Below are 21,248 nucleotides of genomic sequence, written 5' to 3'. Positions count from 1 at the left end.
GGGTAGAGTATGGACATTCTCAGGGTAATCAATCTGGGTGTCGAGGTTGGGGGTAAAAAGGTTCTCCAGAACGTTAACCTCTACATTCAAAAAGGTCAAACTTACGTTCTTTTCGGCCCAAACGGAAGCGGAAAATCCTCCCTGCTTTCAGCGATAATCGGCAATCCGAATTACAGAATTTACGATGGCAGGATAATTTTCAAGGGTCGTGATGTAACGAATTTGCCGACAGATGAGCGTGTGAGGTTAGGGATGGGCATAGCCTTCCAGAATCCTCCAAAGGTCAGTGGCGTGAAACTCATAGATGTTTTGAAGCACTGCGCACGCATAGGCGGGCAGAGCGAGGAGAAAATTTACGAGTATGCCGAAATGATGAAGATGGATGAAATGCTCAACAGAAATATAAACTTGGGCTTTAGCGGTGGTGAGGTCAAGCGCTCCGAGCTTCTACAACTCCTGTTGTTGAATCCGGACTTCATAATGCTCGATGAGCCAGACAGCGGAGTTGACCTCGAGAATATATCCATCGTCGGCGATGCGATAAAGGTTCTCTTGGAAAGGGACAAGCCTGCAGAGGAAAGAGAGAAAGCAGGCCTGTTAATTACTCATACAGGCCACATACTCAAGTACGTTGATGCGGATTATGGAGTCATTCTGTACAAAGGTCGGATTTCGTGCATAGGTAATCCATACGACATTCTCGAGGATATAAGCAAGTACGGCTATGAGGGGTGTGTCAGGAGATGTCTGAGAGAATTCCCGAACTCGAACCAGAAGTAAAGAAAAGGCTCGAAAGCGTTGGGGCTGAACTCAGTCCCGACGAGAGATCTGCAACTTTCCTTCAAGTTGACCAAGACGTAAAGTTCTCGCTCAAGTGGCTCGACGGCGTCGAGGTCATGGGAATAAAGCAAGCAATGGAGAAATACGACTGGGTTAAGGACTACCTCTGGAAGGCCGTAAAGCAGGATCAGGACGAGTACACCAGACTCGCTGCTGAGGACTTCAACGGTTACTTCATAAGGGCTCTGCCCGGTAAGAAAGTAGATATCCCCGTCGAAGCATGCCTGTACCTGCGAGGAATCAGGAAGCAGAAGGTGCACAACATCATAATTGCCGAAGAGGGGTCGGAGATAAACATAATCTCGGGCTGTGCTTCACATCCCGGTGTTGCATCGGGAATGCACATTGGAATATCCGAGTTTTTCGTCAAGAAGAACGCAAAGCTCACCTTTACAATGATACACAGCTGGGATTCTGGAATTGAAGTAAGACCGAGGAGTGCGGCTATTGTGGAGGAAGGAGGAGTTTACATAAGCAATTACGTTCTCCTGAGTCCCGTTAAGCTCGTCCAGATGTATCCCACCGCCTACCTTAAGAAGGACGCCACAGCGATCTTCAGCAGTATAATCCTCGCAACGGAGGGTTCGATAGTAGATGCGGGCAGTAAGGCCGTTCTTGAGGGCGAAAACAGCAGTGCTGATATCCTCTCGAGAACGATAAGCAAGGGTGGCAGCGTTATTGCGAGGGGGCATATCGTCGGCAACGCTGCAAATGTCAGGGGACACCTCGAGTGCCGCGGGCTGATGCTATCTGAGAAGGGAGCGATTCACGCGATTCCAGAGCTTGAAGCGAGGTATCCAAACGTGGATTTAAGCCACGAAGCTGCGATAGGCAAGATAGCTGAGGAGGAGATATTCTACTTAATGGCAAGGGGGTTGACAAGGGACGAGGCTACGTCAGCCATCATAAGAGGATTCATGGAAATCGACATAAAAGGTCTGCCTGAATTCCTCAAGAAGGAAATAGACAAGGCGATAAGTCTGGTTGAGAGTGAGCTTGCTGTTTAGTTTTTTGTTATTTATCTGTTGATTGTCGGAGAACTTGGTAACCTTACCATCCTCAAATACTCACTCGTGGATACTTTTATTGCAATCATCCTCACTTACAGAATGTAATATAAAATTGACAAAGAAGAAAGAAATGAAAATTTGGGCTGAGGTGCGAGATGAGCTGCAGTTTTGCAACACTTATCCCAAAATCTGAAAAGGAGTGTATTAGAAATGTAAATTAGGTGGACTCGGCGGGATTTGAACCCGCGGCCTCCGCCTCGCGAATGCAGCTTAATGAGCAGCTGGATTCGTTCAAAGTGGATGCAGACCTCAGCATAGAGTACCTGAAGTACAGGCTGAGCAGAGTTAAATCCAGAAAAAGCCAGTACTGGATAGACAAAGCCCACCGGGAATTGCTCAGCAGAACTAACGGGATGATTTCCCGTGAAACCTTGATGGAATTCCAGAACTGGTACCGGGAAAACTACGATTATCAGGCACAGTGCAAGTTCCACGACAACACGAAGAACTTCCTTGAATGTTGTATAAGAGGACAAGAAACCGATTTTTCAGAGATATCCAGGAGGTTCTCGAAAGACCTCAGAAACCCACCAAGAAGATCAACACTATCCTTATCAGGGAACCAGACGTGGAGAACGTTCTTAAGGCAATATGGAACTACCCAGTACCCCTACCAATTAAGCTGAAGTACATTGCCGGTGTTCTTTTCGCAGCCTATACAGGCCAGAGACCTGGTGCATACGGACACTTCCGCAAGTTCTTCGAGCAGATGTGCAACAATGTCCTGACCGTTCAGCTTCCCGATGGTAGAGTAGTTCCAGCCGTCCATCCAGGGCTAAGGGATTACATCATGGCACACAACACTGGCAGCCTGGACGTCCAGAGCTATGACGGGAAGCTCCCCAGTGAGATCTACGAGCAGTACATGGCAGCGTGGAAGGAGGTTAACCTGGTGCCTGAGGGGGTTAGGCTGGAAGAGCTTGTCAACCTCTGCAAAAAGTATTAAACTCCCTAAATCAGATTTAACAATATGCAGGAAACAAAGAAACTGAACGAGATCATTTTTCTTGTGGAGGAAACCGATGACGGTTACACAGCTCAGGCTCTTGGCTACTCAATCTTTACTCAGGCTGATTCCATTGAAGAGCTAAGAGAAATGGTGAAGGATGCTGTGGAATGCCACTTCGATGAAGAGGAAAGACCAGAGATAATCAGACTCCACATAGTCAGGCAAGAGGTTTTAACTCTATGAAACTTCCAAGGGATCTGAGCGGAGAGGAACTCGCCAGACTCCTCAGAAAATACGGTTATGTAGTTACGAGGCAGACAGGGAGCCACATGAGGCTAACAAGGCTTGAAGGAGAGCACCACATAACAATCCCGAAGCACAGGGCGTTAAAGCCCGGGACGCTCAACTCAATTCTGAGGGGTGTTGCTGAACATCTTGGAGTCGATAAAAAAGAGCTGATCAAAGAGCTGTTTGGGTAAGCGTTCAGTCAACTGAATCTCTTTGTTCTTTTGTTCAGTGGACGAAATGAGATTGCTTCTGTGTCCACAGTAGCGGAAGTGTAAGGTACCCGAGTGGACTCGGCGGGATTTGAACCCGCGGCCTCCGCCTCGCGAAGGCGGCGCTCTTCCGCTGAGCTACGAGCCCTTGGTGTACATGCATTGTACAGAAATTTAAATGTTGCCCTGTTTTAGTTAGGTTGGTATTGTGATGTAGGAGAATTTTGAAGTGTTGTTTGTGGTTAGTCTCCAGCTCTCCTCCTAATCTACCGGCTTTCTTCTATACTTGCTTTATATCGGAATGTTCTCCTTTTTTCTGTTATTTTAGACTATTTTTGACTTTTCTGTTCTTCAACAGTTTGCTTTTTATCGTTTGTCTGGTTGAGTTATGCTAATTACAATTATGAGATAACTTTTTATACTACCTCATGTCATTACAATAATTATAGCTGAGGTGATGCTATGGGTAACGGGGTGCTATCGCTGAAAGAGATGAGCCTGAGGGGGAGGGCAATAGTCGGCATGGGGCTGATACTGCTTCTATTTCTCCTGAATATGGGTCTTTGCATTTACATAGATGGAGTAGAACACAACCACCTCGTAGTAGAGAGCATAGTCGGTGAACAATCACTTGCGATTCATCAGATGGCTTTTGATTCTGTGAGACTCTACCATGGAGACGAGAACGCAAAACAGAGCATAAGAGAGTGGATGACAAAGTTCGACGATAACATCGCAAGGCTTGAATCGGCGAAACCACCAAACATGGTTGCAGAATACTTCAATGCGATTCTTGGCGGTAACACGCTATTTGTTCCGGACGAGGTTTTACGCAATCTTGACGACCACAAGAGTGATTGGTGGGTATACGAGAGAAATCTCGAAGTTTTGATTTCTGAGCCACCGACCGTTAACGGCATGCCAAATCAGAAGTTCATCGATGCATATAACTACGTAACGAACGATGAAAATGTGGAAAGGATACACTCTTTCTATGAGAACATGGATGAATCCGTTGCTAAATATGCTCAGGAAAGAGTGACCTTTACTAAAGGTCTCAGCATGCTGATGTTCATTGCAATGCTGGCAGTTCTTTTCATAATGTTGTTGCTCATCACGGGCGTTGGTCGCAGTATAGGCAGCATTACGACGTTCATGACCGCCGTGGCAGGAGGCAACCTCGATGCTGAGCTTGAAGTAAGCAGGCAGTCATTCGTAGAGAGAATGTTCCCAGTTAAAGAGCTGAACACGCTTACTGAAGCTGGTTTGAAATTGAGAGAAAATCTGAGGAAAAAGATCAACGAACTTAAGCAGAAGGGCGAAGAAATTCAGAATGTCCTCAATGGAGTCGGAACGCCCGTTATATGGGTTGATAAAGATTTCACAATTAAAATGGCAAACGAGGCTGCTGCTGCAGTTGCTGGTAAGAAGCCGGAAGACGTCATCGGCCTGAAGTGCTATCAGCTCTTTAACACGCCTCATTGCCGTACTGATGAATGTAGAGTCAAGCAGGCGATGATGTATAAAGAACCAAGGAAAGGAGAGACCGTTTCGAGAGTCAACGGCAGGGAGATACCGATTATGTACAAGGCGACCCCACTCCTTGATGAGAATGGCGAGGTAATCGGGGCTGTTGAATACACTGTAAACCTCACAGAGCAGAAGAGGAAGGAGAAAGAACTCATCGAAACGTTCAAAGGCTTCCCGAGGCCGGGCTACGTTTACTTCATTGATACGAATGGTGTGATAAAATACGCAAGCGACGCTTTTGCAAAGGATTTTGTTGGCTACGAGAGTGCGGAAAGTATAATCGGAAAGAGGTTATCTGAAGTCCTCGGTGTCAAGACTATAGCCGAGAAAGTTCTCGAGACTGGAAGAGAGATTATCGGAAAGGAGATGCCTGCAAAGACAAAAGATGGAAGAAAAATATACCTGCTCGTTTCTGGAATACCCATACGCGTTGACAACGAGTTGATTGGAGCCCTTGGATTCCTTGTAGATATAACAGACCTCAAAGAAAAAGAAAAAGAAATCAAAGAAGAGAAGGAGTATGTTGAAAGAGTAGTCAACGCCTTGCTTCCAGTAGTCGAGGCTGCAGCAGAGGGAGATCTAACCCAGGAGATCACAATAGAGACAAGAGACGGCGACGCCCTCGACAGGCTCGTCAAAGCATTCGAAGACATGCGTTCAGGACTTAGAAGCATAATCGAGAATCTCAGTGAGGCAGTCAACAAGCTATCCTCAGCTTCGGAAGAACTCTCAGCAAGCATAGAAGAAATCAACTCCGCCTCAAAGTCCGTCTCAGAATCGGCCCAGAAGATCTCAGCTGGAGCTGAAGAACAAACCTCCCTTATAGAAAAGGCGAACAAGCTCATGGAAGAAATCTCAGGCATTACGGAAGAGACCGCAAGCAGTGCTGAAAGTGTGCTCAACATTGCAACCGAAGCTGAAAAGGCAGCGATGGAGGGTGTAGAATCTTCAAACAACGTTATAAGGAACATGGACAGCCTCGCTCAAGCCAACCAGCTGGTAACGCAGGAAGTCGAAGAACTCGTTAAGAAGGCAGAACAGATTGGAGAAATAGTGGACATAATCACAAAGATTGCAGAACAGACCTCATTGCTCGCACTCAACGCCAACATAGAGGCAGCAAGAGTTGGAGAGCAGGGCAGAGGATTCGCAGTTGTCGCCGGAGAAGTTGGCAAGCTTGCAAATGAAACTCAGGAATCTGCGAAGAGCATTGCAGCCCTCATTAAAGAGATACAGGACAGCATGCACAAACTTGCCGAATCTGTCCAGAACTCCAGCATGAAGACAGAAAACGCTGTCAGAAGCGTCAGCGACATAGTGGAGAAGATAGAGAAGATAAGGGAAGTTATAGAAGAGACGGCTACAGGCATGAGAGAGATAAAGAGAGCCATGGACGACCAGGCCAACGCTGTACAGAACCTTGCTTCTCTCTCAGACAGAGTCTACCAGGTTGCCCTCGAGAACGCCAGAGAAGTTGAGAACACCGCCGCTGCAGCAGAGGAACAGGCTTCGAGCATTGACGAGATAACGAGAGCAGCAGAAGAGCTTGCAAGGATGGCTGAAGGGTTGCTTAAAATCGTGCAGCGCTTTAAAGTGGAGTAAGTACTGAAGGGTGAAAACAGCCATGGCCGGGATTGATAAGGTCGTCAAGTTTAAACTCGGAAATGGCTACTTTGCAATTTCCGTCAACGATGTCAAGGAAGTCGTGAAGGTGCAGAACATTACGCGGATACCCAATGCTCCTCCGCATGTGGAGGGAATCATGGATCTGAGGGGAGAAGTTTGTACGATAATAGACCCAAAGGTTCTGCTCAACGTGGACTCCTCGGAGGTTAACGAGGACAAGCAGCGAATAATAGTGCTTGACGTTGGCAAGAGCGTCGGCATTAAGGTTGACGAGGTGATTTCAGTAGACGACGTTCTGCCAGATCAGCTCGAAGATGCAACGGAGCTTGGCGAATATGCAAAGGCCATAATAAAGGACAGGATAAATGACAGAGTGGAGCTAATCCTCTGGCTCGATGTGGAGAAGCTCGTTCAGGGAAGTTAGATGGTTTTTAAGATATTTTTATTAATTTCTATTTTTTAATATCCAAATGCCACGAGCTTTCACCCTACGCTACGGTCTCGGAAATTCGTTGGGGTTACAGTATAAGGAGAGATGACAGATTGTTATCTCAGCCAAAAAGATTAAATAGTCGGGCACAAGAGGTAGTGAAATTAAGTTTGGAGGTGCGAAGTTTGGAAGAATTTGGAAGAAGACCTCCCGTAGAGGTCGGAGATATCAGACAGGTAAAAATTGAGGCATTGGGTAGTGGTGGAGACGGAATAGCAAGAATTAGTGGCTTCGTCGTCTTCGTCCCCGGTACGAGGGTTGGCGACGACGTAACTGTGAGAGTGACGAAGGTTCTCAGAAAGTACGCTTTTGCTGAAGTTGTCGAGTAAAAGAACCATTAGCATAGAGTTGAAATTTTAAATTTTAACAGATTTTTTATAGCTTTTGTATTATTTCATCCATTCTATCTACATACTCTTTTATCTCTTTAATTTCTCTCTTCAGGTTATCGAATACCCTATCCGCATCATCCCTTACGATTGCTCCATACTGTGTGGGTTCTATGATTCCGGACTGCTCAAGAACCCTTAGTGAGTAGCGAATCTTGTGCTTTGGCATGTCCATCAGTTCTGCAAGCTTGAAAATCCCTATGGGCTGGTTGTCGAGCACAGCCTGAAGAACCTCGAGGTGTCTGAGAGCAATTTCGGCCTCCTGTCTCAACTTCCTCAACACCATAGAGTGTGATAGTCGGTCAAATATAAAATATTTTTGAACTTAGCCGTGATATGCTTAACCCCATTAAACCTCCGTCCTCTCAAAAAGAAAGCTCGCAAGCAGTACTATGGCGATGGAAAACGCGGTGAGAGCAAATAGATCGTGCAGAGGGCCCATTTCAGTGTAACCTGTTAGACTCCATCTTATACCGTCAACGCCGTAGCTCAGGGGATTAATCATGGCAAGAAATGCGGCATTCCCCAACTCTTTAACTGGAAAGATCGCTCCAGACAGCAGAAAAACTGGAAAGACGAAGAAATTGATGATTATCTGGAATCCGTGGATGTCCTTCATCAACGTTGAAATAGCAACTCCCACACCCGTAAAAGCTATGGCTGTAAGCATCATGAAAAGTGTTGCAGGAAGCAGCCCGGCAAAGTGGGGCACGAAACCTATCGCGAGACTCACGACGAGCATTATCCAGCCCTGCACTACTGCCGTCGTTGCCCCGCCGAGAATCCTGCCGAGCGCAATGGCGGTTCTGCTTATGGGAGCGACCATTATCTCACGCAAAAAGCCAAACTGTCTGTCCCAGACAACTGAAACGCCTGAGAACACGCTTGTAAAAAGCACGACCATGGCCACCACGCCGGGTGCGAGAAAATCAGTGTAGGATATGTTCAAAGATGGAATCTGTGCCCTCCTGAAACCAAGATTGAAGGATATGAGGAAGAAAAGGGGCATTCCGAGGGAACCAAATAACCTGCTCCTCGCCCTGACGTATCTCTTCATATCTCTAAGCCAGAGTACGTACACGCCCTGCAGGTCTTTCATCTTCTCCTCATCCTGAGCCAGAACTTCCACTCTTCTCCGTCTTCCCTCATCTTTCTCCCTGTCAGGTTGATGAAAACGTCCTCGAGTGTCGGCCTTCTGAGGTTCACGGACTTTATCCTAACACCCTCGCGCTGTAGGTGCTCTATCACAACAGGAATAGTTTCTTCTCCATTTTTAACGGTCATCTCAACCACGCCATTTTGAATGATGACATTCTCTGCAATACCGATATCGAAGTTTACACCTTTCTCGCTCCCTTCAATCTCGAACGTAAGCATGTCGCCACCTATCGACCTCTTGAGCTCATTTGGCGTACCGAGGGCTATAATCTTCCCGGAGTCGATTATGGCTACTCTGTCGCACAGTCTTTCTGCCTCCTCGATGTAATGTGTTGTGAGCACTACCGTGACTCCTTTCCTCTTCAAACTCTCAATGTACTCCCATATCTTCCTCCTTGTTTGAGCATCGAGGCCAAGGGTTGGTTCGTCAAGGAAGAGTATCTCGGGCTCGTGCATGAGGCCCCTTGCAATCTCAAGTCTGCGCTGCATCCCGCCACTAAACTTCTTAACCTGAACGTTAGCCCTATCCTCAAGTTCAACAAGCTCGAGAACTTCTTTTATCCTCTTTCTCCTTTCCTCCTTACTCATCCCGTAGAGTCTGCCGTGGAAGTCGAGGTTTTCCTTTGCCGTCAGCTCTAAATCGAGAGTAGGCTCCTGAAAAACGATACCAATTCTTTTCCTCACTTCATCTGCCTGCCTGACAACATCATATCCCGCAACGGTAGCCCTTCCGGATGTTGGCTTGAGGAGAGTAACGAGCATCTTTACGGTTGTGGTTTTTCCTGCCCCATTTGGGCCGAGAAGACCGAAAATTTCCCCTTCAAAAACATCAAAGCTTACGGAATCTACTGCTCTGAACCCGTTGAAGTCCTTCGTAAGGCGCTGGACCGAGATGGCAGCCATGTTAGCGATGGAGCTCTTTTTCGTCTACGCCCAGGACTGCAAGAAGTATGTTTGCCTTCAGAGTTTGCTCGAAATAGTGTTTGTCAGGCTCAAGAACAGCAAACTTTTTGGGAACAGGAATGAAAAGAAGACCACCGGAAGAATAGCGATATTTGCCTTCCATGTCGATTACGAGGCTGACTTTCCCCGGATTGCTTCTTGACGTTACGATGAACATCATTTTATTCCTATGTTTCGCTACCAGCGCCATTATTTCCTCTAAACTGTACTTGGAAACCAGCATCTGGTAAATTAACTCTGCAAGCCTGACGAGGTGAGGGGGCCCGCAGAGCACCTGCTCGTAGCCGGGATTATCCATCTAAGCCTGTATGGTATTTGACTGAATATAAACCTTATTCTTCCATCTTGCAGCAGACCATCCTGGTGCCATCAACCATAAATACTATAAATCGATTTTCCTACAGGAGTCTGAGCATGGAACTGCCGATATTCAGCCATTAATGAATGTTGTCCTTAAAGCGGGGGTTGCCGAGCCAGGAAAAGGCGCCAGATTCAGGGTCTCGATTTTTGATGGTGGATTTTCTCCAGAAAGGCTTGAAACAGCTTCTGGTAAAATTTCGGAGGCAATTATAGATTACGATAGATACAGAGATGAGTTCGTCCACTGGATGAGAGAAGAGAAGAAGCTTAAAAACTGGAAAGAGTACGCTGGAAAGCTGGATAAACTTCTAAAAGGGAAGAAAATCAATTCTCCGCAAAAGCTTTATGAGATTTTCAAGGATGAGCCAAAGACTTCGAAAGTGGCAATCAAAGACTTCATGAAGTTCCTTATCGAAACTGGAAAGAGGACGAAGAGTCAGCTTATTGACTTTCAGGCCGTTATAAAGATTCCTAAATCAGGAATAAGACCAGCCAGTGAAGCGTTCACGACAACAGAGAAAATTATCGAAGCTCTCAAAGAGGTTAAAGACGAAAAGAAGAGACTAATGATTAAGCTTCTTGCTTACTCCGGCTTACGGCTTAGTGAAGCCGTTGAACTCCTTAAAAACTTTAATCCAAAGGAGTTAACGATACTTCCAGATTTAGGAATTGCACGTTATGACCTTCTGGCGATGTACAAGAGAGTTGGCAGATCGCCAAATTTGTATCCACAATTCCCACATTCATATCTGGCTATTTCCGAATCTTCTAAATCTTCATCGAAATCTGGCTCATAAGCCTCAACTTTCTCTGGCTCTACCAGCTTAGACTCAGAATCTTTGACTTCCTCAATGTCTTTAGGCGATTTGATGATAAAATGTTCAGGCTCTTTAACTTCGATGGCAGGCACAGGTTTAACGGATGTAAAACTTTCAGCAATCTCAGCCTTACTGTCTTCGTCGTTTACTTCCGCTAGCCTTCCGTTTTCATAGTTTTCAAATGCCTTCTGAATGATCGTCCTCAGAAAATCGCTTTTGCTCGTGTTTACTTTCCTTCTCATCTCTTCGAGCCGTTTAAATGTGTCTTCATCAATTTTACAGCTTATAACATGCATAGTCATGGTAAACCACCGGTATACCAGATATTTAAGATTAGTAAGTTAGATCAACTTTGGGTAGTTTTTGAATAGTTTCAACCAGTTTTTGACTAATGATGAAACTCTTCGAGAAATTTGGAAACATTCATACTACTTCTCTTGGTTTTTATTAGGAAAAGTTAAAATAAGCAGAATTGCCAATTAAGACAATGCCAGTTGGGTTCGATTTATTGTTTGAAAGCTTCATAGAATTTGTTCCTGAGGAAACAAGGAACGTTGTTTTGATAGTGGTTATAGGAATTGGTGTTGTTAATACTATCGTGGATTTATACGAAAGAATCAAAAAGGATAGAAGGGCAAGGAATTTCTGGATTGGGTATCTAGCTGAAATAGACGAAAACTTGGCAAAAGCAATAACGACATTTAATTGGTTTGTTTATCCATCCCTAAAGTTACAGTATGCTTTGTTAGTGTTCTCATATCTGATATCTGGGATTCTGGTTGCTGCATCGTTCCATTTTGGATTTTCTGCAATGCTTTTAGTTGTGTACATACTTGCAGTATTTGTTGTTGTTCTGGTATTTTATTTAAATAGTAAAATAAAAGAAATAATCAGTTCTGAAAGGTTTTCGGATAGTTTAGTTGAAAAACTGAGAAAACTGACCTTATATTCTCTTCTTTCTAGTCATCTTAGCTATGGTATTACTCTGTTTGTGATAGTCTTTTTGTTATCGTTTGTCGTTTATTTGTTTAATTCTATAGAGGACAAAACAGCTTTTAGTTTCATTATGACTTTGAAGAACTACACAATTGTATTGTCTATATTGGTTTTTATCATTCTAATTTCTGGTGTTGTACCTTTTTATTGGCCTCGCAATACTCGAGGAACTGTTATCAACTACCTCAGAAGTAAGCTGAATGAAAACTATGTTAGAAAAACAGAAATAACAATCTTTTCTAACGAATCGGAGAAAATCTCAGGAAGGTTAATAGATATTTACGATAGAAAGATATTGAAGCTTGAAAATGACAGAGGTGAAAAGTTCTTAGTACCTTGGGATTCGATTAGTTTTCTGGCCATAAAATCAGAAGTTTCTCTAGATTCTGAGAAAAAGTAGTGTTCTATCCTATGTTAGTACTTAAACTCATTAATTTTGTCCCTAATCTACTAACCATAAATACTAAAAACAGAACACCAAACATATGCATGAGGACAAGTCAAGACGTGTCATGACACAAACCAAAAAACTAAAGAAAAGCGACGCCAACCGAAATAGGCCGCGGATAACGTTCACTCTAAGCCCTGAAGTCATCAAAGCTCTACGCCAGAAGACCAACAACATGAGTGATTTCGTTGACAGGGTATCAGTCCTGTTCGAAGAACCGGCCGAATTGGTAGCCATACTTCCGATATCTCGGGCGGGGGTTGCCGAGTCAGGAAAAGGCGCCAGATTCAGGGTCTGGTCCCGTAGGGGTCCGAGGGTTCAAATCCCTCCCCCCGCATCTTTTATACAACCATCAAGGAGGTATCGAAGATACCTCATTCTGTTGATGCACCTGACTGCAGGTGCGGGTTCAAATCCCTCCCCCCGCATGTTTCTTCGAAATTTTATCCCAAAATGACTTTAAGGAGGTATTGAGCAAAGCGAAATACCTCATTTTGTTGGTGCAGCTGACTGCAGGTGCGGTTTGAGTCCCTCCCCCGTTCGATTTTGTTTGGATCATTCGTGCTGGAAGGTTTTCGCTCTTATTTTTATCAAATCCCGGCGGAGATGGAATCGACGTCCAGTGAGACTGCAAAGAAGCTTGCCAAAGATACTCAAACTAAATTTTTATTTCTGGATTTTTCAGGCCGGCTGATGAAAAGGCTGTACGCTGATCTTGGACTTCTCATTGTTGCTCTCATCTGGGGTTCAACGTTTCCCGTCGTTAAGATCGCTCTTGACAGTATGTCTCCCTTTGCCTTCAATACAGTTCGCTTTTTTATCTCGTGTTTGTTTTTTATCCCATTTCTTAAAAAAGAAGGTTTTGTGGATGGATTTAAGATAGGAGTTATGGTCTTTCTCGGCTACTCGTTTCAGACAGTTGGGCTTGAGTACACGACCGCCACGAATGCTGGATTTATAACTTCAGTTTACGTCGTGCTCACACCTGTTGTTGCATATATTCTCTACAGGATTCCCGTTGATAGAAGGGACGCTCTCGGTGTAACTATGGCTTTTGTGGGAATCTATCTGCTTTCTGGCTATTCTGGCTTTAACATAGGTGATGTGCTGCTTCTGGCGTGTGCCCTTGCCTTCGCCACGGAGATAGCGATGATATCCCACTACTCAAGACTCAGAAATCCAACCATGCTTGCATTCTGGCAGATTTTCGCCGTTGCAGTACTGTCTGCCCCTCTGGCCATAATCACAACGACGAGGTTTGAGTTCAACACGGATGTGGTTTACGCACTTCTCATTACAGCCTTTCTCGCCACCTTCGTTGCCAAGATGCTCCAGAACTGGCTGCAGAGATACACGAAACCATCTGATGCAGCGGTCATTCTGTCCATGGAGGGTGTTTTCTCACATGTGTTCGCTGCTGTGATACTTGCAGAACATCTGAGTATTTTGCAGTATGCCGGAGCACTTCTGATAATCATCGCAGTTGTTGTTGTTTCTTTGAGGCACAGGTAATATCAACAACTTGGCCATATACATTTGGACGTGCGCGAAATCTTGGGAGTGTGAAAATATGGGCAAACATGCATGCTGCGCGTCTGGAGGGGAGAGTGAGGTTACGGTAAAATGGATCGAAAAATTCCAGTTCGTTGGTACTGCGAGGGAGCATTCCGTCGTGATCGACCAGAAGGTGGATGAAGGAGGAGACAACACAGGCTTCAAGCCAACAGAGCTGCTGCTCACATCTCTGGGCGGATGCATGGGAACGACGATTCTGACTATTGCAAAGCTGCAGGGTATCGAGATTACAGAGCTCAGGCTGGACGTGAAGGTGGAAAGGCTTTGCGGAGACGTGGAGTGGAAGTTTACGGTTAACGTCCACATTGACGGAAAACTCAGCCAGGAAGACAAGGAAAAACTGATCAAAGCCGCAGAAGAAACGTGCAAGATATCCAGCATACTGAGATGTGCGTGTGAGGTTCGTTCTGTGTTTTGATTTTTATCTGGTTCTTTTGAGCAGGTTAGACTCCTCAAGCAATAGTTCTCTCAAAAGCGTAGTTCTGAATGTCAATAGCGGCATCAAAAACCACCTTGAACTTCTCGTTTAAAAGAGAGCAGAGTGCTGTGAAAGTGATGGGCATTGGATAAAAAGTCAAGTGCCCCGGCCGGGAATTGAACCCGGGTCTGGGAGTCCGCAGCCCCCAAGGATATCCGCTACCCCACCGGGGCCCATGCAATTCAAAGACAGCAGGCAAACACCCCCTTTGTCGAGGGATAGAAAAGGATTTCGGCAGAAAGGTTGAAGGTCTCATACAGCCGCTGACTAAACTCTGCTGGCAGCCCTCACGAGTCTCTTGACTCTCTCAACGTCAACCCTGCCATCTTTTTTGAAGTATGTCCCCACGATCACTCCGTCTGCATACTTCATAACTTCAGCAACGTTCTCTGGCGTAATCCCGCTCCCTGCGTAAACGGGAACTGGAGAGAGTTTTTTGACCTTTGCAAGCTCCTCAACATTCACGGGTTTGCCAGTAGCACTTCCCGTGACGATTACTGCATCAGCAAGACTTCTCCCCACGTTTTCCATGTAATCCTCAATGGACACAAAATGAAATGCATGCTTGACAGAAACGTCGGCAAAAACCTTTGCTTTGCAGTCTATTGCTTTCCTGTATCGCATTACCTCTCCGGCTTTTCCATCTGCCCAGCCCTCAGGCATCAGGGAGGAGAAAAAGAGCTGGTTTACCCTTATGAAATCTGCCTTTACAGCCTTTGCTATTGCGAGTGCCGCAATTGCGTCATTCCTGAGCACGTTTATGCCAATTGGAATCCCTATCTCTCTTTTAACCTCGAGAGCGATAGCAGTCATGGCTGCAACCGTCTCTTTGCCAACTTCAGGCAGAAAAGGCATGTCACCGTAGTTTTCAACGATTATCGCATCTACGCCACCCTCTACAAGGGATTTTGCATCACGCAATGCAACATCCATTACCTCTTCAAACGAGAGGTAAAGGGGTGAGCCCGGAAGGGGAAGAAGATGGAGGACACCAATTATCCTCACACTCTTCACCTTACTCCTTTTTCCTTCTAAATCCGAGCGCTACAACGCCTGCAGCTGCTGCCACTGCCTCGACAGCCTGAAACGCCGGAATTTCGTAGGCCTTCGGCGGAGTAGATACGGGGTGAGTAGGCAGTGGCACATGCTCAACCTTCACGAGTTCCCGCTCCACGTACGACTTTGCAACCACACCGATAAGCTTCGCAATCCTCTCCGAGAGCTTGTAGTAGGCAAGCTTCGCGACGATGTTATCGTTTGTCTCCGCAAACTCATAGTAGGCTACAGGCAGAATGGGGGTGACGTACTGCTCCAGCTCAGATATAGATGATTCTGCAGACTCCTTCGCTGCATCGACCTTCGCCTCGATTAGTTCCCTGCCAGCCCTTGTGTACTCAATACCTATGAGCTCAATGGAGAGACTGGCCTTCGTTATAGCCTCCATCGCAGAGATGGCGGCCCCGCAGTACATACCCTCGTCGAGCTGACCTCTTGCAACGGCGATGTCATCGCTTGCCTCATTAATCAAATCGGACTGGCCCCCTATCGCTCTCGCATAGATTATCATCGATTCGGCCTGGCTCAAATAGAGCTGCGCACGCCTTTTGATCTCGTCCTTCCCCAGAGGGACATCCTCTTCTATGGTTGGCAGAAGCGAAAGCCACACCCTCGCACTCTCAACCCTCTCCCTCGCGTAAGCGAGGTTTTCGAGGGCTTTGTTTCTGTCCGTTGACATCTCGGCTTTTCTCAAGTACTCTTCTGCAAGCGAAACTCTCTCCTCTGCAGCACCATAAAGCTGGAACGACTCGACACCTATGCTATCTGAGTTTTTCAGGTATTCCTTTAAGTTCTCGATGTCTTTCTCCACCCTGTCAAACTCCTTGCTCAGTTCTTCATCGCTCGTTATGGTGTGTCTGTAGAGGATGTAGCGCATCTCTATCTTGGCAACGAAATACTTGCTCGTGGATGTATAGTAGTTCCCATTTTCGTAGCACTTCTCTGCCTCATCCATTATCTCCTGAATTCTCTCGAGTTCGTCGCTTTTTGCTAAGGTCTTAACGCGGTTGAGTAAACTCGTTGCATCGCTCTTCATTCTGTCGGCAAGTCTCATTAGGACGTCAGAATACTTAGTCAGGTTAAACGTGAGTTCGGGCTTCTCAATCGTGTAGCCAGTGTAGTAAGTCAGGGCCTGTTCTACAGTTTCAACCTCTATAACCTTAACTCCGAGTTTCTCTCCGTATTCCACGACATCGACGGGACGGGTCGTTGTTGAGATGAATATAAACGGCCCCTTTCTCTCTTCTCTCCTCTCTTGAACGTAAACGACCTTCTGGCCTTTTGGAATCAAGAAGATCTTTGCTCCGTTGCTGGCAGCAGCCTCAAGCTTGTAGGGTATGCCACCGACGGGCCCTATAAAGCCGTCTGGGTATATCATGCCCGTCATGAAGACATCATCCTTTATGCTGAGGTTTTTGAGAGCCGCGATGGTTGCTATGCACATAACACCGCCAGCAGACGGCCCGCCGACGATAGGCGCGTCAGCCTCAATTATGTAGAAGAAATCGTGCTGCATGAAGTCTATGCCGAGCAAATCGCAGGCTGTGAGGGCAGCAAGCTGTGCACTGCCCTGCATGTCTATCTCTGTGTATGGTGTTGTGGAGACGAATACTCTACCATTGCCGGGAGTAACGATTACCGTTATGTCGATAACAGCTCCCTGCGGTTTTTCACCGCTCGTAACCGCAACAGCCTTGATTGTGACCCTACTCTCATTAACGAACTGTGCTTCAGCGGGAGCAATGGCAAGAGCGACAAGCAATGCAAGGAAAAGCGCAATAAATCTGAGCCTCATGCCAGGAAATAGATTCCGTGAAACAAAAACTTTGCGGGCAAAAATAAATATCGGCTGAATATAGCTCTATAGTGTTTCGGGCATACGTGTTTGACATGGACGGCACTCTTGTGGAGTTCAATCTTCCCTTTGATAGAATTCGAGAGGAACTCGGAATAAAGGGGAGATACATACTCGAGAGCATTATGGAAGACAGCAAAAGAGAAGAGAAGCTTGAGATTCTCAAGGAGTACGAGGTCAGAGCTGCGAAAAAAGCGAAGTTGATGCCGTACGCACGGGAAATTCTCGAGTTATTAGAGGATGCAGGCTGCAGGAAAGGAATAGTAACGAGGAATTGCAGGGAAAGCGTTGAAATCATCGCCGAGAAATTCGGCCTGAACCTTGACTTTGTCATTACGAGAGATGACGCGCCCCCGAAACCTTCTCCCGAGCCCATAAAGCTCGCCTTAAGGATTACGAATGCTGAGCCAAACGAGGCAATAACGGTTGGAGACTACATTTTCGATGTAATGGCTGGAAAACTTGCGGGAACAAAAACGGCTCTGTTGCTTAACGATAAGAACGAGAGCTTTGCAGAGCAGGCGGATTATGTTATAAAGTGCCTTTCAGAGCTTCAGCGTTTTATACCCTGAGACTTCGATGCAGTCAGGTGGCATGGTCTCAGGGAACTACACTTCGCCACCCTTCAAAGGAAAAGTTAATATAGTCTGTCACTGTGGCTGAGCAAAAATATAGCGAGGTAAAAGGAGGTTAGGGAGGTTATAAAAATGGCTGAGAACGCAGTGTTTGTTGGAAACAAGCCGGTAATGAACTACGTGCTTGCAGTGTTGACCCAGTTCAACAGCGGTGTGAAGGAAGTATCCGTTAAAGCGAGAGGTAGGGCCATCAGCAGGGCTGTCGATGTAGCAGAGATTGTCAGAAAGCGCTTCCTGCCGGATGTGGATGTAAAGGACATAAAGATTTCAACCGAGAAGGTTGAAAGCGAGCAGGGAGAGGCAAACGTCTCTGCAATTGAGATTACCCTCGTTAAGAAGGAGTAAATTTAAGTTTTTATCTTTTAATTTTGTGCATTCGTTTTTTCAAGCCTTGTTAGCAGCGTCTGTTCTAAAAAATCGAATATCCAAAATCTTTAATAATGAGGGTGCGAAGGAACACTGATGATAGAGGGTTTACCCACTCTCGATGATGTAGAGTACGATGGAAAATCGATTCTCATAAGGCTGGACGTCAATTCACCCATGGTAAATTCTACAATTCTCGATACAACGCGTTTCGAAAGCCACGTTCCAACGCTGGAGGAACTTGAAAACACCAAGCTCGTGGTTCTCGCTCACCAGAGCAGACCGGGAAAAAAAGACTTCACAACTCTCGAAAGCCACGCTGAGGTATTGTCTCGGCTTCTGGGAAGGGATGTAGAGTACGTAGATGAATGCTTCTCGAAAAGAGTCATTGACAGGATAAAGAGGCTTAGGAGAGGAGAGGTCCTGATGCTCGAGAACGTCAGATTTTACGCAGAGGAAAGGCTCGACAGGAGTGCAGAGGAGCACGCAAGTTCCTTCATCGTAAGAAGGCTTTACTCCAACTTCGATCTCTTCGTCAACGACGCGTTCTCCACGTGTCACAGGGGGCACGCATCCCTGATTGGCTTTCCCCCGGTACTTCCTTCAGTTGTTGGGCGACTTGTGGAGAAAGAAGTAACAGCTCTCTCGAAGGCTCTGAAGGGTGAAGGCAGGAAGGTGTTTATCCTCGGCGGTGCGAAGATAGATGATTCCGTCAAGGTTATGAAAAACGTGCTCACAAACGGGATTGCGGAGAAGGTTATTCTCACGGGCGTCGTTGCAAACTACTTCCTCATGCTTGACGGGAAGGATATTGGAGAGGCGAACAGAAAGATCGTCGAGGATAGCAAGGAGAAAGTTGACGACGGTGAGATGCTTGAACTTCTCAGGAAGTACAGGGACCGGATAGTTCTGCCCGTTGATGTGGCGGTAGAGGTGGACGGAAGGAGAAAAGACGTAGGCATTGATGAAGTCGATGGGAGGAAGATAATGGACATAGGTGTCAATACTATTTCCATGCTCATGGATGAGATACCGAGCTACGACGTTGCTGTAATAAATGGCCCCGCCGGAGTATTCGAGGACGAGCGATTCACCCTTGGGACGTTTGAAGTGTTGAAGGCTGTTTCGAGAGCGGGCTTTTCGGTAGTTGGTGGTGGCCACATCTCAACAGCAGCGAGGATGATCGGGATTGACAAGCGCATGGACCACGTTTCGACTGCCGGCGGAGCGTGTATAAGGTTCCTCAGCGGCGAGAAACTGATAGCTCTGGAGGTTATAAAGGAGTACTGGGAGAAGAAGTGGTCTGCAAAGGTTTAGGCTTTTTTGGACCCGTTTAGTCTTACATTTAACCTTAGACCTTTAAACCCTCCCACCTCTTGCTTTCCACCTCTATGTCAAAGAAGCTGAGGGCTCTTGCCACTGTATGTGTTACTATTTCATCCACACTCTTCGGCTTTATGTAGAATGCAGGTACGGGGGGCATGATAATCGCTCCGAGCTCGCTCAAAGTGAGCAGCGTTCTCAGATGGCCGGTGTGGAGCGGCGTCTCGCGAACGAGGAGTAGAAGTTTTCTTCTCTCTTTCAGCGTTACGTCCGCCGCCCTCGTTACGAGGTTGTCCGCAATCCCGCAGGCTATGCTTGAGGCAGTCTTAATGCTGCATGGAGCCACTATCATTCCGTCGTGTCTGAAGCTCCCGCTCGAAATGGGGGCTGCAAGCTCGTCATCGGAGTAAAAGTAGCTCGATAGCTTTTCAACGTCCGAAATGCTGTAGCCCTCAGCTTCAAGCGTTATGCGGGCTGCCTTTGAAACGATGACGTGTGTTTCCACATCTCTTTTTGCAAGTTCCTCGAGGACTCTGATGCCGTATATCTGGCCGGATGCGCCCGTTAGTGCAACAACGAGCCTCATACTGCAAGATACCTTTAAAGCTTATAAAACCTGTCGGCAACGTATCCTGATGAAAATTGTGGTCAGACGTGACGATGCTGCTCTCGCTGTGCTGAAATCCCTGAAAAAAGGTCCGGTTTCTGGAGAGGAGATAGCGACGAAGCTGGGAGTAAGCAGAACTGCTGTCTGGAAGGCTGTGGAGAAGCTGAAAAAGGCTGGATACGTGATAGATGCCCGGAAACGGGTGGGGTATGTTCTTGTTTCATCTCCAGAATTCTCCGCATACGAGGTTGCCGATGTCTGCTTTGCAAATGGCATCCTCGAAGTCCACCATTACTCGAGCATCGACTCCACGAACGAGAAGGCCAAGGAAAAGCAGGGAATAGTTGTTATTGCAGATAGGCAAACGGCGGGAAGGGGGAGACGGGGAAGAAGGTGGTACAGCGAAGAAGGCGGGCTTTACTTCTCGATCAGCCTTCCTCCACATCTTAATATGGAAGACCTCCCCAAGCTTACGCTAACGACCGGAGTTGCTGTATGCGAGGCTCTGAGCTTTGCAAACGCAAAACTGAAGTGGCCAAACGATGTACTTGTTGGAGGGAAGAAGGTCTGCGGGGTTCTCTGCGAGGTTGTGGGGGAGGCGGAAAGTCCGGCTGTGGTGGTGGGAATAGGCATAAACGTAACGAATCCGATACCTGATGAGCTTAAAGATATCGCTACAAACCTTTTGGAATTTGGCGTGGGCAGAAAGGAAATATTCGAAAAAGTCGTTGGGAATTTTTTCAGGCTTTACAGAAAGCTACCCTCTGACTGGGAGGAAATAAGGCAGAGGTGGAAGGAGCTTTCAGACACTCTCGGCAGGATAGTTGAAATCAGGGTCGCAGAAAGGCTTTACAGAGGGATTGCCGTTGACATCGACGAGAGCGGGGCACTGATTCTTGACTCAAATGGAAAAGTGGAGCGAATCTTCTCAGGCGAATGCTTTTATTTGCAGAGGTAGAATGTATATCATGGCAGAGGCTGGCGATGAGATCGAGATTGACTGCCCTAAGTGTGGCAGCAGGCAGAAGGCCATCGTGCTCAGCAAGGTGGAAAAAGGACAGAGAGCAGTAATGGAAGTGAAATGCACAAAGTGTAACGTTGTAGGCAGAATAATAAAAATTGGTGAGCTTGGCGTTGAAATAATGGACTTCCCTCCTGACGAGGGGAGTTAGGCCGGGTTGCAGCATTGAGCAATAATTTTTAAATCCTTTCCGCGAAA

Annotated in this window: 24 protein-coding genes and 3 tRNA genes; 18 read left to right on the top strand and 9 right to left on the bottom strand. The window is 46.5% G+C overall.

Annotated features, from left to right (window positions below; translation table 11 throughout):
• The first annotated feature begins 9 nt into the window (after positions 1–9).
• From ARCVE_RS08665 to ARCVE_RS08645, 5 genes are all read left to right on the top strand, one after another.
• Positions 10–780, top strand: coding sequence for an ABC transporter ATP-binding protein (locus ARCVE_RS08665; RefSeq protein ID WP_013684396.1), 771 nt, complete (start codon positions 10–12; stop codon positions 778–780).
• A complete protein-coding gene (locus tag ARCVE_RS08660; RefSeq protein ID WP_013684395.1) occupies positions 744–1,847 on the top strand; it encodes a SufB/SufD family protein in 1,104 nt (367 codons plus the stop codon). Before ARCVE_RS08665 ends, ARCVE_RS08660 begins: the two co-directional genes overlap by 37 nt.
• A gap of 520 nt (positions 1,848–2,367) precedes the next feature.
• Positions 2,368–2,856 carry a hypothetical protein gene (locus tag ARCVE_RS08655; protein WP_013684394.1) on the top strand — a complete coding sequence of 163 codons (489 nt, stop codon included), beginning with the start codon at positions 2,368–2,370 and terminating at the stop codon, positions 2,854–2,856.
• Positions 2,857–2,880: 24 nt separating this feature from the next.
• Positions 2,881–3,102 (top strand): type II toxin-antitoxin system HicB family antitoxin, encoded by a 222-nt coding sequence (locus ARCVE_RS08650; protein WP_013684393.1) that lies wholly within the window; start codon positions 2,881–2,883, stop codon positions 3,100–3,102.
• Positions 3,099–3,338 (top strand): type II toxin-antitoxin system HicA family toxin, encoded by a 240-nt coding sequence (locus tag ARCVE_RS08645; RefSeq protein ID WP_013684392.1) that lies wholly within the window; start codon positions 3,099–3,101, stop codon positions 3,336–3,338. The genes ARCVE_RS08650 and ARCVE_RS08645 overlap by 4 nt, the downstream gene beginning before the upstream one ends.
• Before the next feature lie 94 nt (positions 3,339–3,432).
• On the opposite strand, the gene ARCVE_RS08640 is transcribed toward ARCVE_RS08645, so the two are convergent.
• A tRNA-Ala gene (locus ARCVE_RS08640) sits at positions 3,433–3,504 on the bottom strand.
• 314 nt (positions 3,505–3,818) lie between these two features.
• Here ARCVE_RS08640 and ARCVE_RS08635 point away from each other — a divergent pair.
• The 3 genes from ARCVE_RS08635 (at position 3,819) to ARCVE_RS08625 (ending at position 7,331) form a co-directional block, all read left to right on the top strand.
• A complete protein-coding gene (locus tag ARCVE_RS08635) occupies positions 3,819–6,488 on the top strand; it encodes a methyl-accepting chemotaxis protein (RefSeq protein WP_013684391.1) in 2,670 nt (889 codons plus the stop codon).
• A gap of 22 nt (positions 6,489–6,510) precedes the next feature.
• Positions 6,511–6,936: a chemotaxis protein CheW gene (locus tag ARCVE_RS08630; RefSeq protein WP_013684390.1), complete on the top strand. Its 426-nt coding sequence runs from the start codon at positions 6,511–6,513 to the stop codon at positions 6,934–6,936.
• A 191-nt stretch (positions 6,937–7,127) separates the two neighbouring features.
• A complete protein-coding gene (locus ARCVE_RS08625) occupies positions 7,128–7,331 on the top strand; it encodes a TRAM domain-containing protein (protein WP_013684389.1) in 204 nt (67 codons plus the stop codon).
• 46 nt (positions 7,332–7,377) lie between these two features.
• Here ARCVE_RS08625 and ARCVE_RS08620 read toward each other — a convergent pair whose 3' ends face one another.
• The 4 genes from ARCVE_RS08620 to ARCVE_RS08605 form a co-directional block, all read right to left on the bottom strand.
• The gene (locus ARCVE_RS08620; RefSeq protein WP_013684388.1) at positions 7,378–7,677 is read right to left on the bottom strand and encodes a hypothetical protein; all 300 of its coding nucleotides are present in this window, start codon (positions 7,675–7,677) and stop codon (positions 7,378–7,380) included.
• A gap of 63 nt (positions 7,678–7,740) precedes the next feature.
• Entirely contained in the window at positions 7,741–8,520 is a 780-nt protein-coding gene (locus ARCVE_RS08615; RefSeq protein ID WP_232215792.1) for an ABC transporter permease, read from the bottom strand.
• Positions 8,487–9,452, bottom strand: coding sequence for an ATP-binding cassette domain-containing protein (locus tag ARCVE_RS08610; RefSeq protein WP_013684386.1), 966 nt, complete (start codon positions 9,450–9,452; stop codon positions 8,487–8,489). The genes ARCVE_RS08615 and ARCVE_RS08610 overlap by 34 nt, the downstream gene beginning before the upstream one ends.
• 1 nt (position 9,453) lies before the next feature.
• A complete protein-coding gene (locus ARCVE_RS08605; RefSeq protein ID WP_013684385.1) occupies positions 9,454–9,810 on the bottom strand; it encodes a hypothetical protein in 357 nt (118 codons plus the stop codon).
• Between the two features lie 142 nt (positions 9,811–9,952).
• Here ARCVE_RS08605 and ARCVE_RS08600 point away from each other — a divergent pair, with 142 nt between their 5' ends.
• The 5 genes from ARCVE_RS08600 to ARCVE_RS10860 all read left to right on the top strand — a co-directional run bounded on the left by ARCVE_RS08600 (position 9,953) and on the right by ARCVE_RS10860 (position 14,127).
• Positions 9,953–10,669: an integrase gene (locus tag ARCVE_RS08600; RefSeq protein WP_048085924.1), complete on the top strand. Its 717-nt coding sequence runs from the start codon at positions 9,953–9,955 to the stop codon at positions 10,667–10,669.
• A gap of 508 nt (positions 10,670–11,177) precedes the next feature.
• Positions 11,178–12,086 carry a hypothetical protein gene (locus ARCVE_RS08595; RefSeq protein WP_013684383.1) on the top strand — a complete coding sequence of 303 codons (909 nt, stop codon included), beginning with the start codon at positions 11,178–11,180 and terminating at the stop codon, positions 12,084–12,086.
• 301 nt (positions 12,087–12,387) lie between these two features.
• A tRNA-Leu gene (locus tag ARCVE_RS08590) sits at positions 12,388–12,471 on the top strand.
• A 356-nt stretch (positions 12,472–12,827) separates the two neighbouring features.
• Entirely contained in the window at positions 12,828–13,646 is an 819-nt protein-coding gene (locus ARCVE_RS08585; RefSeq protein WP_013684382.1) for a DMT family transporter, read from the top strand.
• Positions 13,647–13,704: 58 nt separating this feature from the next.
• Positions 13,705–14,127, top strand: a complete 423-nt coding sequence (locus ARCVE_RS10860; protein ID WP_013684381.1) for an OsmC family protein — start codon at positions 13,705–13,707, stop codon at positions 14,125–14,127.
• A gap of 161 nt (positions 14,128–14,288) precedes the next feature.
• Here ARCVE_RS10860 and ARCVE_RS08575 read toward each other — a convergent pair.
• The 3 genes from ARCVE_RS08575 to ARCVE_RS08565 all read right to left on the bottom strand — a co-directional run bounded on the left by ARCVE_RS08575 (position 14,289) and on the right by ARCVE_RS08565 (position 17,038).
• Positions 14,289–14,360, bottom strand: a tRNA-Arg gene (locus ARCVE_RS08575).
• Between the two features lie 94 nt (positions 14,361–14,454).
• Positions 14,455–15,192 (bottom strand): BtpA/SgcQ family protein, encoded by a 738-nt coding sequence (locus ARCVE_RS08570; RefSeq protein ID WP_013684380.1) that lies wholly within the window; start codon positions 15,190–15,192, stop codon positions 14,455–14,457.
• Positions 15,193–15,202: 10 nt separating this feature from the next.
• Positions 15,203–17,038 carry a S16 family serine protease gene (locus tag ARCVE_RS08565; protein ID WP_013684379.1) on the bottom strand — a complete coding sequence of 612 codons (1,836 nt, stop codon included), beginning with the start codon at positions 17,036–17,038 and terminating at the stop codon, positions 15,203–15,205.
• Positions 17,039–17,109: 71 nt separating this feature from the next.
• On the opposite strand from ARCVE_RS08565, the gene ARCVE_RS08560 reads away from it, so the two are divergent.
• The 3 genes from ARCVE_RS08560 to ARCVE_RS08550 all read left to right on the top strand — a co-directional run bounded on the left by ARCVE_RS08560 (position 17,110) and on the right by ARCVE_RS08550 (position 19,416).
• A complete protein-coding gene (locus ARCVE_RS08560) occupies positions 17,110–17,670 on the top strand; it encodes an HAD family hydrolase (RefSeq protein ID WP_232215791.1) in 561 nt (186 codons plus the stop codon).
• A 135-nt stretch (positions 17,671–17,805) separates the two neighbouring features.
• On the top strand, positions 17,806–18,078 hold the full coding sequence (albA, locus tag ARCVE_RS08555) for a DNA-binding protein Alba (RefSeq protein WP_013684377.1): 273 nt from the start codon (positions 17,806–17,808) through the stop codon (positions 18,076–18,078).
• 117 nt (positions 18,079–18,195) lie between these two features.
• The gene (locus tag ARCVE_RS08550; protein WP_013684376.1) at positions 18,196–19,416 is read left to right on the top strand and encodes a phosphoglycerate kinase; all 1,221 of its coding nucleotides are present in this window, start codon (positions 18,196–18,198) and stop codon (positions 19,414–19,416) included.
• Positions 19,417–19,450: 34 nt separating this feature from the next.
• Here the strand turns inward: ARCVE_RS08550 and ARCVE_RS08545 are convergent, their stop codons facing one another.
• Complete coding sequence (locus tag ARCVE_RS08545) at positions 19,451–20,008, bottom strand: UbiX family flavin prenyltransferase (RefSeq protein ID WP_013684375.1); 558 nt, start codon at positions 20,006–20,008, stop codon at positions 19,451–19,453.
• Positions 20,009–20,057: 49 nt separating this feature from the next.
• Here ARCVE_RS08545 and ARCVE_RS08540 point away from each other — a divergent pair, with 49 nt between their 5' ends.
• Together ARCVE_RS08540 and ARCVE_RS08535 are read left to right on the top strand one after the other, a co-directional pair.
• Entirely contained in the window at positions 20,058–20,987 is a 930-nt protein-coding gene (locus ARCVE_RS08540) for a biotin--[acetyl-CoA-carboxylase] ligase (protein ID WP_013684374.1), read from the top strand.
• Positions 20,988–20,997: 10 nt separating this feature from the next.
• Positions 20,998–21,201 carry a hypothetical protein gene (locus ARCVE_RS08535; protein WP_048085922.1) on the top strand — a complete coding sequence of 68 codons (204 nt, stop codon included), beginning with the start codon at positions 20,998–21,000 and terminating at the stop codon, positions 21,199–21,201.
• Positions 21,202–21,248: the final 47 nt, after the last annotated feature.

Source organism: Archaeoglobus veneficus SNP6, assembly GCF_000194625.1.
Classification (GTDB): Archaea; Halobacteriota; Archaeoglobi; order Archaeoglobales; family Archaeoglobaceae; genus Archaeoglobus_C; species Archaeoglobus_C veneficus.
The sequence above is the reverse complement of the archived record's forward strand: the minus strand, read 5'-3'. Positions and strand labels throughout refer to the sequence as shown.

Coding starts and splice junctions, on each gene's coding strand:
- ARCVE_RS08665 (WP_013684396.1), top strand. CDS start 10: ATGGACATTCTCAGGGTAATCAATCTGGGTGTCGAGGTTGGGGGTAAA.
- ARCVE_RS08660 (WP_013684395.1), top strand. CDS start 744: ATGTCTGAGAGAATTCCCGAACTCGAACCAGAAGTAAAGAAAAGGCTC.
- ARCVE_RS08655 (WP_013684394.1), top strand. CDS start 2,368: ATGTTGTATAAGAGGACAAGAAACCGATTTTTCAGAGATATCCAGGAG.
- ARCVE_RS08650 (WP_013684393.1), top strand. CDS start 2,881: ATGCAGGAAACAAAGAAACTGAACGAGATCATTTTTCTTGTGGAGGAA.
- ARCVE_RS08645 (WP_013684392.1), top strand. CDS start 3,099: ATGAAACTTCCAAGGGATCTGAGCGGAGAGGAACTCGCCAGACTCCTC.
- ARCVE_RS08635 (WP_013684391.1), top strand. CDS start 3,819: ATGGGTAACGGGGTGCTATCGCTGAAAGAGATGAGCCTGAGGGGGAGG.
- ARCVE_RS08630 (WP_013684390.1), top strand. CDS start 6,511: ATGGCCGGGATTGATAAGGTCGTCAAGTTTAAACTCGGAAATGGCTAC.
- ARCVE_RS08620 (WP_013684388.1), bottom strand. CDS start 7,677: ATGGTGTTGAGGAAGTTGAGACAGGAGGCCGAAATTGCTCTCAGACAC.
- ARCVE_RS08610 (WP_013684386.1), bottom strand. CDS start 9,452: ATGGCTGCCATCTCGGTCCAGCGCCTTACGAAGGACTTCAACGGGTTC.
- ARCVE_RS08605 (WP_013684385.1), bottom strand. CDS start 9,810: ATGGATAATCCCGGCTACGAGCAGGTGCTCTGCGGGCCCCCTCACCTC.
- ARCVE_RS08600 (WP_048085924.1), top strand. CDS start 9,953: ATGAATGTTGTCCTTAAAGCGGGGGTTGCCGAGCCAGGAAAAGGCGCC.
- ARCVE_RS08595 (WP_013684383.1), top strand. CDS start 11,178: ATGCCAGTTGGGTTCGATTTATTGTTTGAAAGCTTCATAGAATTTGTT.
- ARCVE_RS08585 (WP_013684382.1), top strand. CDS start 12,828: ATGAAAAGGCTGTACGCTGATCTTGGACTTCTCATTGTTGCTCTCATC.
- ARCVE_RS10860 (WP_013684381.1), top strand. CDS start 13,705: ATGGGCAAACATGCATGCTGCGCGTCTGGAGGGGAGAGTGAGGTTACG.
- ARCVE_RS08565 (WP_013684379.1), bottom strand. CDS start 17,038: ATGAGGCTCAGATTTATTGCGCTTTTCCTTGCATTGCTTGTCGCTCTT.
- albA (WP_013684377.1), top strand. CDS start 17,806: ATGGCTGAGAACGCAGTGTTTGTTGGAAACAAGCCGGTAATGAACTAC.
- ARCVE_RS08550 (WP_013684376.1), top strand. CDS start 18,196: ATGATAGAGGGTTTACCCACTCTCGATGATGTAGAGTACGATGGAAAA.
- ARCVE_RS08545 (WP_013684375.1), bottom strand. CDS start 20,008: ATGAGGCTCGTTGTTGCACTAACGGGCGCATCCGGCCAGATATACGGC.
- ARCVE_RS08540 (WP_013684374.1), top strand. CDS start 20,058: ATGAAAATTGTGGTCAGACGTGACGATGCTGCTCTCGCTGTGCTGAAA.
- ARCVE_RS08535 (WP_048085922.1), top strand. CDS start 20,998: ATGGCAGAGGCTGGCGATGAGATCGAGATTGACTGCCCTAAGTGTGGC.